Origin of the sequence: Colwellia sp. MB3u-8 (genome assembly GCF_014076985.1) — a bacterium.
In the GTDB taxonomy this organism is placed as follows: Bacteria; Pseudomonadota; Gammaproteobacteria; order Enterobacterales; family Alteromonadaceae; genus Cognaticolwellia.
The window spans coordinates 183,199-198,518 of sequence record NZ_JACGVA010000037.1; the positions used below are offsets into that span (position 1 = coordinate 183,199).

Sequence of the window (15,320 nt, forward strand, 5' to 3'; positions counted from 1 at the left end):
TAAAACGATTAACTTTAATCAATGTAAAACTGTTCTAGATATTGGGTAAGTCCTATATTGGTGATTTAGTTCAATTCAGTGGTTAGATAACTCGTTACCAAATCTTAAAAAATCATAGAGAAAACTTTCCACATCATCCTTGTAAGCGCTGTTTGGATGCATTTATCACCAAACGAACAAAGTAAAAGTCTTTCAATTAAATGCAAAAAGAACAATATCTGAAGCAAAGCATCAGGGTTTATCACTGATATTATCTAAACATTAAGGTGACAAACTCAGCAGAGATGATGCTTCCTGGCATAACTTATGTTTCAAAGCATGATTCTAAATGAAATTTTTTCAACGTGAACTACCTAAGTATCTGTTATAATGAGATATTATATTAGTAAATTAATACCTGATTAAAACAACATCTGCAATGGAGCCGTGATGCACAAAGGACAGTTAAAAAGGTGGAAAGATGATAAAGGATTTGGCTTCATTCGATCGAGTGACCTTACTCAAGATACGTTTATTCATATCTCTTCATTAAAGAACATGAGCAGGAAGCCTAAAATAGGTGATTTCATCTACTTTGAAGTAGAAAAACATAACGGTAAAACCAAAGCGATTAACTGTCGTATTGAAGGTGTAGCCGCTAAAGCGATACAAAGGCATAAACCTCGTATTGATAGAAATACCTCAGCGCCTAAAAGTAAGCTTATATTAATACTTATGGTCATAGGGATTGGTGCTTTTGCATTTCAACGATTAGGGTTAGCACCTTCAAATAAGCCCACAAAGCAAACTCCAAATATTTCAAGACCAAGTAATTCCTTATTAGAAAGCACTTTGTCTAATACCAACTCACAATTTTCGTGTGACGGCAGGCAGCATTGCAGCCAAATGACATCTCGCGCAGAAGCCGTGTACTTTATTAATTACTGTCCAAACACAAAAATGGATGGTGATAGAGACGGCATTCCTTGTGAAAATGACTCACGGTTTTAGTCTCATCATGGATAAGAAGGAACAACACCAAGGTTAGTTACCGTATTTTGTAATATAAAAAATGGATCAACCAATGCGTCTAATTAAAGGTGATGAAAAGTTCAGTACAATAATGCGAAAATTAACGTAACAAATTAACGTAACCAAGAAGCATGAAAAGGTGTTATTTTCTGTTGCTTGGGCGAGTGCAAATACAGAGGTTTTTGACGCAATATATGACTTATCATTTGAAGCTTTAGATGAAACAATGCTGAATACTGGGTAGCGGTAAAATGGCATAACACGAAATCAATCAAAACAGCGTTTAGTGAAATAGGCTTATTTGGTAATCAAAACTCTGTTTGTAAACCTATAACACCGAAATGGAGCCATACCATTGAGAGATTAAAAACAGTTTTAAATTGAATCAAATTACATAATTAAACGTGACGCTACGTGAAAAGTAATGAGGTAAGCCTCACAATAAAACATTTCATGCACGTAGCGCACGCTCAGAAATAGTGGTAGTTATTATTTGGAATACAAAGACGCTAATTCAAATGTGAGCCAGCGTTATATTGGTAAATCCGTTTTACATAAAATGTTAAAGCAGGCCACTAAATATATGTGAAGACGTTTGCAAGCATTGACTGGAAGGATCCATAAGTATGTTTGGATTAACAGGTGATTACAGGGCAATAGTACTGCCCTCCATGCACCCCACTATGTCCGATACTCTATAATATTGGACATAGTGGGGTAGTTCATTTATAGTGGCTTCACATAGTATTTATCGATTATTTTGAGCCAGCTAATGTCTGCATTGAAAACTTGTCCCGAACCATTATTTCCAACTTACCCTGAGTTATGTGAATTTACCTTTGAAGATTATCCAAGCGTTAAAACTTTATTAACACCTGATATTGCATTGGACTCTGAATTAGACGCTAAGTCTATTGCTGTGTCTGAGATAGAATCTGGACCTCAAGTATGGTGGTTAGAACATTGGCATTGGGGAAAAGATTTTTTAGCCTACACAGGTCGAAATAAATCTGCCCATACTTACGATCGTTTTCGCAATGAAATTGAAAAGTTTCTGCTATGGAGTTTCTTTATAAACAAAACCCCCATAGACAGATTAAGAAAAACTGACATCTTACAATATGCTGATTTTTGTTGGAAACCGCCCGTAACCTGGATTGGTACCAGTAACCAAGAACGCTTCAAATTAACTAACGGCTATTTTGTCATTAATGAGCATTGGCAACCCTTTAAGATTCAAGCAGCAAAAAGCCAAGTTATTAAAGATGTTGATAAGAAGAAATATCGTCCTTCTCAACAAACATTAACCTCTACATTTACCGCTATTATCGTTTTCTACAACTATTTAATGGCTGAAGAACTTTGCTACGGCAACCCTGCACAAATTGCTAAAAAAGACTGCAAACATTTCATTAATGACGTACAAGTTAAAGAAGTTAAACGCTTAACCAATAGTCAGTGGCAATATTTGCTAGATACTGCCACTGATATGGCAGACGAAAACCAGTCTTATGAGCGAAACTTATTCGTGATTGCCGCATTAAAAACCCTATTCCTAAGGGTCTCAGAGCTTAGTGATCGTGAATTTTGGTCACCTATTATGGGGCATTTTTGGCAAGATGAAGATGAAAACTGGTGGTTTAAAGTGTTTGGTAAAGGCCGTAAGCTTCGTGATACCACAGTACCACCCGACTTTATGAGTTTTCTAAGCCGGTATCGATTGTCTCGCGGACTTTCTCAACTCCCTGCTAATGGTGAAAATACCGTTTTAGTTGAAAAAATACGGGGCCAAGGAGGCATGAGTACTCGTCATTTAAGACGTATTGTGCAAGAAGTTTTTGACTTGGCTTATCAAAACATGAAGCAAGTAGAAGGTGAAAACAGAGCCCTAAAACTTAAAGAAGCTTCTACCCACTGGTTGAGGCATACAGGTGCGAGTATGGAAATTGAAAGGGGTCGCGCCCTAAAAGATCTTTCAGAAGATCTTGGTCATGCTAGCATGGCAACCACAGATACCGTTTATGTCCAAACCGAAAACAAAAAACGTGCTGAAAGTGGTAAACGCCGAAAAGTTGATTAATCGCGTGCTCTAAAATATCAAAACAACTTATAACGAATAAACATCAGGGCAAACAGTGACAGTTGCCCTGCTGTCACAAAGGTAAATTTGTTTAAACCGGCTTTGCCATTGTTCGATCTCACTACTGATAAAGTTATCTTGCCAAATTTTTTGGACATGATAAAAGCTGTCTTTTCCTAGTAACATCAGATGCAATATTTTGGCTTCACTGCCATTTTTTTTCTTACAATTTGTCTGCCATATCTCGCTTGGATATAGCTCATTAGGCAAAGATTCTAATGTTAGTGTTGTAAACTCTACACAGGCGTCATAACCAGGTTGGTCTATAACTTGGCGAAAATAAGCTATTTTTTTATGTTTTGGTGCAGTAACACTGATAACGTAAGCATCTTTAAAGCCATGAATGGGATGTTGCCACATGCTAGCATGGTAATTTTCTTTATTTTCAATCGAAACATGCCAACCAGCTAAAAATCCAGAATAAGGCGTAATGAGGTTTTCACCTTTAGATACCGATGTTTTATGTTCAACAATGTTTGTGCAGCCAATTAAACAAATATAACTCAGGCTTAACAAAAAAATATTTTTGATGATTTTTATCTGCACGCTAACTTTACCCATTAGAAAATATTGAACACTATATCACTAGTTAATAGTGACTTTTTAGTGCTTTGTTTATATAGCGAATATATTGAAAAGCATTTAATTAATCAAATTTTCACCCTGAAAATCTCTTACACCTGGTTATTATTTCATTGGTCGCAATCAATATAAAATTTTGATAAATACACTAGTATGTTATTAACTTTAAGCATAACGTACCCATCGTAAAATTTTATAAATATTGGAGCAGGCATGAGTGACGAAAATTCATATATCCCACCCAAAGTATGGCAATGGAATACTAGCAATGGTGGTAATTGGGCAAGCATTAACCGCCCTATTTCTGGATCAACACACGATAAAGTATTAGAACAAGGTAAGCACCCTTTTCAGTTATATTCCCTTGCAACACCCAATGGCGTTAAAGTCACCATTATGTTTGAGGAGTTACTGGCCTTAGGTAAGGAAGCACAATACGATGCCTTTCTAATTGATATTAGCAAAGGAGATCAATTCGGTAGTGGCTTTGTTGAAATTAATCCAAACTCAAAAATACCTGCCTTGTTAGATAAAAGTAATGAGCAATCAATTCGCTTATTTGAATCTGGTTCTATTTTATTTCACTTAGCTGAAAAGTTTAATGCCTTTTTATCCAATGACAACAAACGTGCTGAATGTATGTCTTGGCTATTTTGGCAAATGGGTAGTGCGCCTTATCTTGGCGGTGGCTTTGGCCATTTTTATGCTTACGCCCCTGATAAAATAGAATATTGTATTGATAGATTTTCTATGGAAGTAAAACGTCAACTCGATGTACTCGACAAGCATCTTGAAAACAATCATTATTTATGTGGTGATGAATATACCATTGCCGACATTGCTATTTGGCCTTGGTATGGTGCACTTGCTTTAAATCGATTATATGATGCCGCCGAATTCCTAGATTTATCCTCTTATAAACATCTTATGCGTTGGGCAGAAGAAATAAATCAGCGACCTGCAGTAAAACGTGGTGTTATGGTAAATAAAACTTGGGGAGAGCTATCAAGCCAGTTACATGAACGACATGATGCCAGCGACTTTTTAGAACGTACGCAAGATAAACTCGCCAAAGAATAGTTTAAAAACCAAAGAGCGTATTAACCATGCGCTCTTTTATCATCACGTACCAACACTAGGATAAACCTAAAGACTTACACCAGTTACTGGCATGTACAAATTCTTTGTGGATAAAGTTTGCGTCAAGTCTATATAACTCAGCTAATGGCTGAATATTTTCACCCTTACCGGTAATGTAATTCGTGGTTAAATCTAACAGTTTTCCTAATAACCCAGTGTGATTTACTAGCGCATCTTCAATCGGTTTCGCTAAGGGCATAGTTTTTAAAATTTCATTCATTGGCATGCTCAAAATCACCTCTATTGCACTTAATAGACCGGTAATAAAGGCAAAATCTCTCACTGCAATGAATATACTTTCATTGGCAAGTTTTGCCATTAATTTAGCGGTTATCAAAGATTGTTTTGAAATTTCACTGTGTTTTTCAGTTGTTAGTTTTGATAACGCAAGAATCGTAATAAACTCTTTAAGTTTGTCTTCACCTAAGTAAGCTGCAGCTTGTTTTAACGAGGTTATTTCTACCCGTGTGCCCGTTGCTACATTATTAACTAATTTAAGTAAACCAATCGTTAAATTAACATCGTGACCAATTATTTCCGCTATACGGTTAAAGTTTATCGGCTTATTAAAGGTTTCACTGATCAAGTGCAGCATTTGCGATCTAATGGGTGCTAACGTTTGCCCTGTAATAATCTCGGGCTCGTGATAGAAAAAGCCTTGGTAATAACTAAAGCCAATTTCTGCCAACGATTGTAACTGATAATTGGTTTCAACCTTTTCAGCAATCAACTTGATATCAAAAGCTTGGATTCTATCCAAAACGGGCCGTATACGTTTAGCGTTAGTTATTTCTATATCGATTTTTATCATCGCAAGATAGGGGAATAACACATCCCACTTTTCATCAAGGTCATATTCAGTTAAAGCGACTTTATAACCTTGGTCATGATAGTACTTGACGATTTTTAACAGCCGATCAGTGGCTGACTTATGCCCCACTAATTCAATGACAATACTGTCTTTGTTGAACATCAGTGGATATTTATTGATCAGGCATTTTTCAGTAAAATTTATAAAGGCTAATTTACCTAAACTAACTGATTGAATGTCACTCTGGAAATGATTTTGTATGATCAATTTAGAACTGGCAATATCTTGATCTATTTCGGGGAATTTATTCTCTGGACTAGCTCTAAATAAAAGTTCGTAACCAAACGTTTGATTATTTTTGTCTAGTATAGCTTGACGGGCAATATAGTTTATTTGCATAGGCGGATGACTAAAGACTGATGGTTAATAAAACATAGCTTATTTTCTATCCTATTAAAAGTTATTTAAAAAACACCTAAGTTTTTAATTTTTATCGGCTATGTAGTAAGTGCAACCAAATACACTATGGGTAAACGTCAAATAAAGTAACCTTAGCGTTGGAAATATCTAAGCTGATCACATCACCGTAATCAAGGTTGTCAATGAATGGCGCGAGTAATTCAAGTTGATTTATTGGCTGAAAATGCTCTATTTTAGTATCAAGTTGCGGTTGATAAATTAGCGCAGGATAAGAGGTGGAGTTGGCTAAAATATGACATCGACAAAACTTGAAGTTTTCTGCGGGCATATTTTCATGCCATTTTACTTGCTTAAAATAGTGATCATAAAAATTCAGGACAATTGCATGGCAGTTAAATTGAGCATTTATTGTGGCGAGATAATATCCGTTAAGATCCAAGCCCAGCGCTTGAAAAAATGGTAACTGTGCGCCGACAGTGCCTAGAGGAAATCGAGGGTCATTTGCACGACCTGATGCAACTTGATGCCCTTTTACCACAGTAAATTTATATATCGCCATTTCTGCCTTTTAATTTAGCTTGAGCCTGGCTTACTGAGCAAAATAAACCGATTAGCTTAACTAAGTTCTGAGCTTGCATCACTGGTAAGGCTATTCAACTATTTGCTCAGCTACTTGATAGCTACCGTCAATATTATCGACATCTTTTAGCCCTAATGCTCGGGTAATAATAGGTAATACATGTATGTTCTCAAACGCTGCAATTTGCTTGTTTTTGCTAAATGCAGGTCCCGTTGCGATAAAAATAGCCTCAAGCTCTTGAGATGACTTGGGATCGTAACCATGTGTTTCTGCTGTGATATTCGCCTTACCTTGACTAAAAACATAGGATGGCAAAGCTTCAATAATAACATTAGGTACTACCGCTGTTTTTCGGTTTAAATGCCAATGGGCTGGAAAGTCAATATATTGGTAGACACGGTATTGGGCTTGTTTGTTTTCGGTTTGAGCATTGGCTTGGGCATGATTAAATAGCTGAACACTTTGCTGTAATTTAATCTCGTTATCGCTATACAAATATAATTGCGTGGAGCCATTAATGGCTTTTACACCCTCTATAATATTTTCCTGCCATTTTATAACATGGTGTTTATTAACTTTAGTCATGCCATGATCTGAAACGATCACTACATTAACTTTACCCTTAAATTCCTGATTAATTTGTTGGACAAAATCTCCAAGTAAAGCATCAAGTTTGCTTATTGCATCAATAAGTTGTGGCGAGTTTTCACCAAATTTATGACCCGCATCATCGACACTGGCAAAATAACCCGCGATAAAATTTGGTCGTTCGGATTCAGGTAGGCGTAACCATGCGAGTATTTGCTCAAGCCTTTTTTTATTCGGGGTAGAATGCTTATAAGGATAATAATAACTAGCCGTTTTATTATCTATGGCTGTCTCAGATTCTGGCCAGAAATAAACCGCCGATTTATTGCCCTGCATTTCATTAATATGCCAAAGTGGCTTGGCAGTTAACCAGCGGGCATCGTTTTTTCCATCGCCCAATTTATAGTCTTTATCAATATCTCGATGATAAAAGGTATTATGCACAATGCCATGATTTATGGGATAACGACCGGTGATAATACTTAAGTGATTTGGAAAGGTTTTACTAGGATAAATCGGTAACAAAGCTTTGGCACTAGTGCCTTGCTGCATGAGCGACATTAAATTTTTAGGTTGATATTGTGCTATGTAACGCTGAGCAAAACCATCGATAGACAATAGCACCAGCGGCGTTTTAGCCCAACTAACAGAGGAAAAAAAACAGCCCAAAAGTATTAATGCTTTTAGATTCATTCGACACAACCAGATTAAGTTCGCTTTAATTTTAGACTGTGTAAGATAAGGTAATAACAAATTTTTTACAAGCGGGTAGCTTAAGCTTTTTGTCTTTACGCTAGACGAATGAATGTTTCACTCTGGCTATTTCGTTGATATAACAACCAACACAGGTGAAGACCGTATGTTAGTTGTTTTAACTGATAAAATAACGCTATTCGAATAAGTCTAAAATATTGACCAAATCTTTTTTACCATGGGCTATTTCATCAGGTGTTAAACCTGATAACTCATGTGGAAAAACTAACCATTCTGTTGATTCATGAACATAATAATCAGGCACTAAATCCACTTTAGAATTTGTGGGTTTATACCAAGGACATGCGATTCTGACATCTTTTGGCATATTATTACGGGTTAACTTTTTCATTTGAGCTATTAAAGCTGCAATACTTCGACCAGAATCGAAAACATCATCAACAATTAACAGACCATCATCGGCATTAGCATTTTCAATAATATAATGTAAACCGTGCACTTTAATTTCTTTGCTTTGTTGATTTATACCGTAATAAGAAGACGTGCGAACCGCTATATGGTCAGTTTCTACTTGTTTAAAGTCAAAGTATTCTTGTACTGCAATGCCAATAGGTGCACCACCACGCCAAATTCCAACAATAAATTGTGGTCTGAAACCGTCTTCAAAAGCTTTCGCAGCAACACGAAATGAATCTTCAAGCAACTCTTGCGCTGTTATAAATCGCTTTTCCATTGATGAGCTAACCTCATTTAATTAATTTTTGACTGAGCGACATTATAACGTGTTTTTTGCTAGGCTGAGTAGCCCCGTTGAATTATTTATATATTTTGAGCCACAAAGCTCATTTTAAGAAAGATAAAAGCAAAGGCGATAATAAAAAAAAGGTTTTTTTCAGCTACCTGCATGATAAAAAACAAACATAAATGTAGTCAGTAACATCCATACAGTAAACTCGCTACTGTATTTCAATAGCAACTAAGCCTGGTAAAGCACAAACTGAAAATACCCTGATAATACCAATCTCACTAATTATCTGATCATTTTTACTGGTTAAAATAACCCACTACTGCGTTATTTATTTAATAATTAGAACAACTAGTGATTAAATAAATGCCTTATATTTGGCCATTTTTCCTGCGTATAAAGTAGACCACCTAATTAATGAAATTGGTATAACAATAAAGCCAAAGTTATATATAACGTAAAGCCAAGGTTATTATATTAATATCAAGACTCAATAGTTTTGATTTAAAATAGTTAACTTCACTAAGTATTGCTTATCGAGTTGAGCGAAATTATTTTTTGCCATGGCTTTTTTGATGTAAGTTTTCGCCTTTCCTACCTCATCCAACATATAGTAAACTTTTGCTAAACCAAAATAAAATTCATGGATATTTTTATTAAGTTTTATCGCCTTTTTATAATGATTTAATGCCTCTTTATAAGCGCCTTGATAAAATTTTTCATCACCGAGTAACGCATAATAATAAGGGTTATTTGCTCGCTTGCGTATAATGTAGCTGTCTAGTCGTTTCGCTTCTTCATACGACCCCTTGGCATGTAATAACATACTCAAATTAGCCATCGAGGTTAAATTATGATGGTTTAAACTTATCGCGTATCGGTAAGTGTCAATCGCACTTTGCTGATAACCATTAAAACGATATAAAATACCTAAGTTACCCCACGCTGAAGAAAAAAGAGGATCGACTTGAGTGGCTTTTTTTAAATAAGCATAAGCAGTAATATAATCACCATTAACCATGGCAGTAGCGGCTTTATTATTGTAAAACATTGCTAGCACGGTGTTTTTATTTATTTTATGTTTTTCAAAGGGCATTTTATTTACAAAAGGGTCGAAATCAATTTCAATACCTGTGCGCTGAAAAACTAGCCTTTTATCAGGGAATTTTTCGTCCAAAACAGTGAGATTAATATGACCCGTAAGCATATTAACACGACCATTACGCACCCAGTATTCAGGCACATCAACACGTTGAAATGCAACGCTTAGCTTCGCCTCTTGCGCTATCGCATAAGCCATAATAGTTAATGATAAACAATTAGCCGCTTGGTTTTTAAATGCTTGGGCAGCAATAACATTAGCACCAGATTCATAAGCTAAATTGATGTCTTCAGGACTAAAGAAATGCTGCAGTAGTTTGGTCGCTTTTTGCCGGGCATCACGCTCTAAACTCATACTTTTTGCCATGACTTTCATCTCGGTACTTAAGGCAAATATTTCAGTTTCAGTTTCTATTAAAATATTTTTATAGCCGATAAATTTATCATCTAAAAATTCACTAGCTTGGATATCGCCAAGATAATAGTTTTGTAATCTATTACCCGACTGGCAGCCAGTTAATAAGATAAATGTTATGCCTATACCGCAGAATATTAGTCGTTGTTTCATCTATACTCCAAGACAATATCAACTCAGATATACGTTAAGCATATTACTTATTATGTTATTCGGGCGGTTTTTTACCCTAGATTAATAAAAATTTACACTTTATTAATCGCTATCATTGCTACATTGAGTGCCACTGCAAAGCCCTGCCTACAAATGGACAAGTATTTTTTTTTATTCCCTGCTATGCTGCGGTTTAATTAACTTGCTAAATTTTATTGGTTTCACATTTATGAAAAAAACACTGGCCGGATTTTTTACCGGTAGTGCTATTGCCGTTATCATAATCATAGCTACCACTAGCTATCAGTTATATAAGAACAAATATGCCACCATTGACGCTCAACTAAACGAAATATCAGGTATTGAGTTTGATAAACACAATAAACTTTGGGCAATTAATGATGGTGGCGACCAGGCAAAGTTATACCAGCTAAATAAAACGGGTGGTATTGATAGAGCAATTACCATCACTAACGCTAAAAATATTGACTGGGAGGATATGACCCAAGACGATTTTGGTCATTTCTTTTTAGGCGACTTTGGTAATAATCATAATCTGCGTAAATGGTTAACCATATATAAAATTGAAAACCCTATCGATATAAAAGGTGAAACAACGCAAGCAGAAATTATTAAATTTAAATACCCTGAACATACCAGTTTTCCCCCTAAAGCCGATGAAATGGTATTTGATGTTGAAGCTTTTGTTTTTTATAAAAAGTACCTTTATTTATTTACCAAAAACCGTACCGTACCTTTTAATGGTATAACTAGCTTATATAAAATTGGCGATCATGCGGCTAATTATGATGCAGAAAAAATAAGTAAATTTAAAACCTGCACTATTGCCGAAAAACTCTGTTGGATAACGTCAGCGGCTTTAAGTCCGAGCAAGAACAAACTGGTACTACTGGACTCGCAACGCATTTGGCTGTTTGAAAATTGGCAAGGTGATGATTTTTTCTCTGGTGATAGGTATCGCATTGATTTAGGTATTGTTACGCAAAAAGAAGCGATAACCTTTCTTAATGAAGAGGTTATTGTTTTTACTGACGAAGAGTTTTTCGGTATTGGCAGGAACGCCTACGAAATAAACCTTAATGATGTCGAAAAACATAAGTTTTAAGCTTTTATTGCTCAACTTTAAGCATTAAAAATGAGCGAGTATTTTCTCTTTATGTGGTAATTCCGCCATGGTGCATGACACACGAGATGTATTACTTGAGCTAGGTTTTCAAAAACACTTAAGACGCGCTTCGGGACATTTTAGTTTTGAAAACTATGGCTAAGAAATATGGGTAGTTGCTCACTCCGCATAATTAAAACAGGGCCAATAACTCAGCTAGCAAAAGAGTTCATTGGGTCAGTGATTGCCTTAATAGCCTGACAAAATAAAAAATTTTTCATCTATTTATGTGATTCTTCTAAATGTAAAACTAAATTTCTCGCTACCTACCAGGATTAAACGCTAAATTTGATTGGATAATGCTCTGGTTCAAACACCATAAACAAGCTTCTATATAGCTTTTTTAATCGTCAACTTTATTAGTCAGTTTTTAGCCTCTTATAATGATGTTACCCTGTGCTAATTCAAGCTAAAATTGACCAAAACAGCAAAGATAAATGTCATAAAATCCCGACACTAACGACTCAGCAGTAAAATTATTCATTCGCGCTCAAGTTATTTCACGACATTCTTACATCCAATAACTCTATAAATAACCTTTTTTTAAATATCAGGTTTTATTAAAAACATAATGAAAAAACCTATGATAAAAAATATAAACTCGGTTAATAAACAATATTAAGGTAAGTAAATAATCACACCTTAAAACTCTGGAGTTACCAGGGTTGTCTCGTAGTGGTCACAGGGGGTTATCAGGGTTATGGCTCGCTTATTCATGGTAACCCTTAGGGTTATCTGTGCATTTACAGATGGAGGTCTTGGGGTTATGCTTGGTATAGATAAGATAAAGGACAAAGCTATGAAATATCCAGTCTTGGTTTTACGCAATAACGATGATAAAAATTACCGGCTTTCAGTTGTTGATTTACCGGGTTGTCAGGTAAAAGCAGCGACCATAGATGAAGGCTTTTTATTATTAAATGCCGCCATGATTTCACACTTAAGCATATTGGTTGAATACGGCGAAAAAGTGCCTCAGGCAAAAACTATTGACGAGCATATGTTGTTGTCTACAGCCGCCTCACCTATTTGGGCCATACTTGATTTTGACATTGTCCCCTACATGGGGAAAAGCCATAAAATCAATGTAACCTTACCTGAACTATTAATAAAACAAATTGATGATCGGGTGGCTAAATCTTCAAATTACAAAACACGTTCTGGTTTTATTGCCATGGCTTGTTTAACAGAGTTAGTTAATACTAAACACAATTAAACGACTTCAAACTAACGTTTGAGGTCGTTATTCTGGCTGAGTTATATTGAGTATAAAAACCAATAATGGTTAAAATTCTCCTTATAAATCAAATGACATGATACCACTTAATGAATTTAAAAGGCTAAAAAATTGACTATTGAAAATGCAAACTTACTACTACTAAGTAGCTCTCGTGTTGGTGATACAAGCTACTTACAACATGCATTGGCCTTAATAAAGGCCAAGCTTACGGGAGTTACTGAATTATTATTTATTCCTTATGCCGGTGTGACAGTCAATTACGATGACTACACGGCAATGGTGCAAAATGCATTAACTGAGCTAGGCATTAAAGTTACCGGTATTCATCAGTATGCTGACCCCGTCAGCGCCATTAATGCCGCGCCAGCAATAGCGGTTGGTGGTGGCAATACTTTTAATTTATTGCATCAGTTATATCAAAACAAGTTAATTAAAGTCATTCAAAGCAAAGTAGCACAAGGCACGCCTTACATAGGCTGGAGTGCAGGTTCAAATATTGCGGGACTTTCTATTCGCACGACAAATGATATGCCAATTATTGAACCTGAAAGTTTTAATGCTCTGCAACTGGTTGATTTTCAGCTGAATCCACATTATACCGACTATAATCCTCCGGGTCATAATGGCGAAACTCGTGCACAACGTTTAGCCGAATTTATGGTGCTAAATACGGATACAGCCATTGTTGCGATTGTCGAAGGAACCGCGTTAGATATTAAGCAAAATACCATTAAGTTAGTATCGGGCTTATCTGATATAAAAGGCTCAGCAACTGCAGTTAATGGATTTTTATTTAGGGCAGGTAAAAAAACTATTATCACGACTGAAGACAACTTAGATTATCTTTTATAAACTTGATATAAGTTATATTGAAGTGGGCAAGTTATATAAGTGATGAATGTGATATTCAAAGATAACTTACTAAGTTGAAGCTAGCAGAAATTTTCGCTGTAGTGGCATAATTTATTTGGCCACTACAAAGCGGCTGCCACAGTGGTTATTTGTCGGAATAGATTGTCTTTTTAGAGACTCTAAGCTGTATTAGTTCAAACTTGAATTAATAGCTTTGGCTTTATAGGTTTTGATCAAGACTGACAGACGGAAAAGCCACCTTTGCCGATATACGTCAGGTACTAAAAGCCCCTAGAAGGATGTCTCTGTGTGCTAATAGCAGACTTACAAAAGTGCAAATGACTGTATGTTCCAAAATGGAACCAACTGAATAGTGCAAAAGTCGGCACAATCCTGAGAAATTTTGTTTATTGACCATCATTGGCTTATACATGCTAGCCCCTCAGATCAAACAAGATTTACACATTCACCAAACAAAATATTCGGAGTCAAATAATGAATTGCATAAAGTTAAGACAAAAGTTACATCAGCACCCTGAACTTTCTAATAGCGAGGTCGGCACTGCGGCTCGTTTAGTTGAATATTTAACACCATTGGCACCCGATCACATTATTACCGGTATTGGTGGTACAGGTGTCGCGGTTTGTTTTGGTGACGGGGCAACAGGGAACACGGTAATGTTACGATGTGAACTCGATGCCCTAGCCATTACTGAAACTAATACTTTTGATTATCGCTCAATAACGGCAGGAATATCCCATAAATGTGGCCATGATGGCCATATGGCAATACTGGCTGCAGTTGCTCAGTATTATGCCAAAAACAGGCTGGAAAATGGCCGGTTGATCTTATTGTTCCAACCAGCAGAGGAAACGGGTGAAGGGGCAAAAAAAGTACTCGAAGATAAAATTGCACAGCAATTTAAGCCAGATTTTGTATTTGCGTTACACAATGTCCCTAAATATCCAATGGGCGGAGTATTGATCAAAACCGGCACAATCTGTTGTGCATCCCGTGGGGTGATTATCCGCTTAACGGGGAAAACAGCTCACGCAGCACAACCGGAAACAGGAAACAGTCCAATTAAAGCTGTTTATCAGTTACTGCCGTTATTTGAGCAATTGCCAATGTTAATTAACAGCCAAAGTGACTTTACTTTTGCAACTGTTGTTGGCGTCAAATTAGGCGAAAAATCCTTCGGCACCTCACCCTCTGATGCCGAAATATATGTCACGCTGCGCAGTGAACATAATAATGAAATGAAACGCTTAGTCGATATTGTCAATGACAAAGTCATAGAGCTAGCAATACAGCACAAGCTAGCTTATTCAATTGAAAGTGAAGATGTTTTTGATGCAACTGTCAATCATGAAGCGGCAGTGGAAATTATTACCAGCGCTTTGAGTGAAGAACCTGTTCACCTCACACCACATCCCTTTCCTTGGTCAGAAGACTTTGGTCAGTTTACCAAACTGTATTGTGGCGCATTATTTGGATTAGGTGCAGGTGAGGACACTCCAGCATTACATAATTCAGACTATGATTTTCCAGATCAACTCATTGAAACTGGCAGTCGTTATTTTATTAAAATCGCAGAACACTGTTTTAATATAAAACTGGGGTCAGGGTCGACTTAACTCC

At 36.3% G+C, this 15,320-nt stretch carries 13 protein-coding genes; 7 read left to right on the forward strand and 6 right to left on the reverse strand.

The window, feature by feature from the left end:
- The first annotated feature begins 429 nt into the window (after window positions 1-429).
- Window positions 430-990 carry a cold shock domain-containing protein gene (locus H4J54_RS03185; RefSeq protein WP_182189494.1) on the forward strand — a complete coding sequence of 187 codons (561 nt, stop codon included), beginning with the start codon at window positions 430-432 and terminating at the stop codon, window positions 988-990.
- 793 nt (window positions 991-1,783) lie between these two features.
- Window positions 1,784-3,091, forward strand: coding sequence for a site-specific integrase (locus H4J54_RS03190; protein WP_182189497.1), 1,308 nt, complete (start codon window positions 1,784-1,786; stop codon window positions 3,089-3,091).
- A gap of 27 nt (window positions 3,092-3,118) precedes the next feature.
- Here the strand turns inward: H4J54_RS03190 and H4J54_RS03195 are convergent, their stop codons facing one another.
- Entirely contained in the window at window positions 3,119-3,697 is a 579-nt protein-coding gene (locus H4J54_RS03195) for a hypothetical protein (RefSeq protein ID WP_182189499.1), read from the reverse strand.
- A gap of 249 nt (window positions 3,698-3,946) precedes the next feature.
- On the opposite strand from H4J54_RS03195, the gene yghU reads away from it, so the two are divergent.
- A complete protein-coding gene (gene yghU / locus H4J54_RS03200; RefSeq protein WP_182189502.1) occupies window positions 3,947-4,813 on the forward strand; it encodes a glutathione-dependent disulfide-bond oxidoreductase in 867 nt (288 codons plus the stop codon).
- A gap of 55 nt (window positions 4,814-4,868) precedes the next feature.
- Here the strand turns inward: yghU and H4J54_RS03205 are convergent, their stop codons facing one another.
- The 5 genes from H4J54_RS03205 to H4J54_RS03225 all read right to left on the reverse strand — a co-directional run bounded on the left by H4J54_RS03205 (window position 4,869) and on the right by H4J54_RS03225 (window position 10,400).
- Window positions 4,869-6,083: an EAL and HDOD domain-containing protein gene (locus tag H4J54_RS03205; protein WP_182189504.1), complete on the reverse strand. Its 1,215-nt coding sequence runs from the start codon at window positions 6,081-6,083 to the stop codon at window positions 4,869-4,871.
- A 124-nt stretch (window positions 6,084-6,207) separates the two neighbouring features.
- Window positions 6,208-6,663 carry a hypothetical protein gene (locus H4J54_RS03210; protein ID WP_182189505.1) on the reverse strand — a complete coding sequence of 152 codons (456 nt, stop codon included), beginning with the start codon at window positions 6,661-6,663 and terminating at the stop codon, window positions 6,208-6,210.
- Between the two features lie 90 nt (window positions 6,664-6,753).
- Window positions 6,754-7,965 (reverse strand): alkaline phosphatase family protein, encoded by a 1,212-nt coding sequence (locus H4J54_RS03215; RefSeq protein ID WP_182189507.1) that lies wholly within the window; start codon window positions 7,963-7,965, stop codon window positions 6,754-6,756.
- A gap of 196 nt (window positions 7,966-8,161) precedes the next feature.
- Window positions 8,162-8,719 carry a phosphoribosyltransferase gene (locus H4J54_RS03220; protein ID WP_182189509.1) on the reverse strand — a complete coding sequence of 186 codons (558 nt, stop codon included), beginning with the start codon at window positions 8,717-8,719 and terminating at the stop codon, window positions 8,162-8,164.
- A 502-nt stretch (window positions 8,720-9,221) separates the two neighbouring features.
- On the reverse strand, window positions 9,222-10,400 hold the full coding sequence (locus H4J54_RS03225; RefSeq protein WP_182189511.1) for a tetratricopeptide repeat protein: 1,179 nt from the start codon (window positions 10,398-10,400) through the stop codon (window positions 9,222-9,224).
- Between the two features lie 229 nt (window positions 10,401-10,629).
- Between H4J54_RS03225 and H4J54_RS03230 the strand changes: the two genes are divergently transcribed.
- From H4J54_RS03230 to H4J54_RS03245, 4 genes are all read left to right on the forward strand, one after another.
- Complete coding sequence (locus H4J54_RS03230) at window positions 10,630-11,526, forward strand: hypothetical protein (RefSeq protein WP_182189513.1); 897 nt, start codon at window positions 10,630-10,632, stop codon at window positions 11,524-11,526.
- 859 nt (window positions 11,527-12,385) lie between these two features.
- Window positions 12,386-12,802: a type II toxin-antitoxin system HicB family antitoxin gene (locus tag H4J54_RS03235; RefSeq protein ID WP_182189515.1), complete on the forward strand. Its 417-nt coding sequence runs from the start codon at window positions 12,386-12,388 to the stop codon at window positions 12,800-12,802.
- Between the two features lie 138 nt (window positions 12,803-12,940).
- Window positions 12,941-13,678: a dipeptidase PepE gene (gene pepE / locus H4J54_RS03240; protein WP_404851886.1), complete on the forward strand. Its 738-nt coding sequence runs from the start codon at window positions 12,941-12,943 to the stop codon at window positions 13,676-13,678.
- 495 nt (window positions 13,679-14,173) lie between these two features.
- On the forward strand, window positions 14,174-15,316 hold the full coding sequence (locus H4J54_RS03245) for an amidohydrolase (protein ID WP_182189518.1): 1,143 nt from the start codon (window positions 14,174-14,176) through the stop codon (window positions 15,314-15,316).
- Window positions 15,317-15,320: the final 4 nt, after the last annotated feature.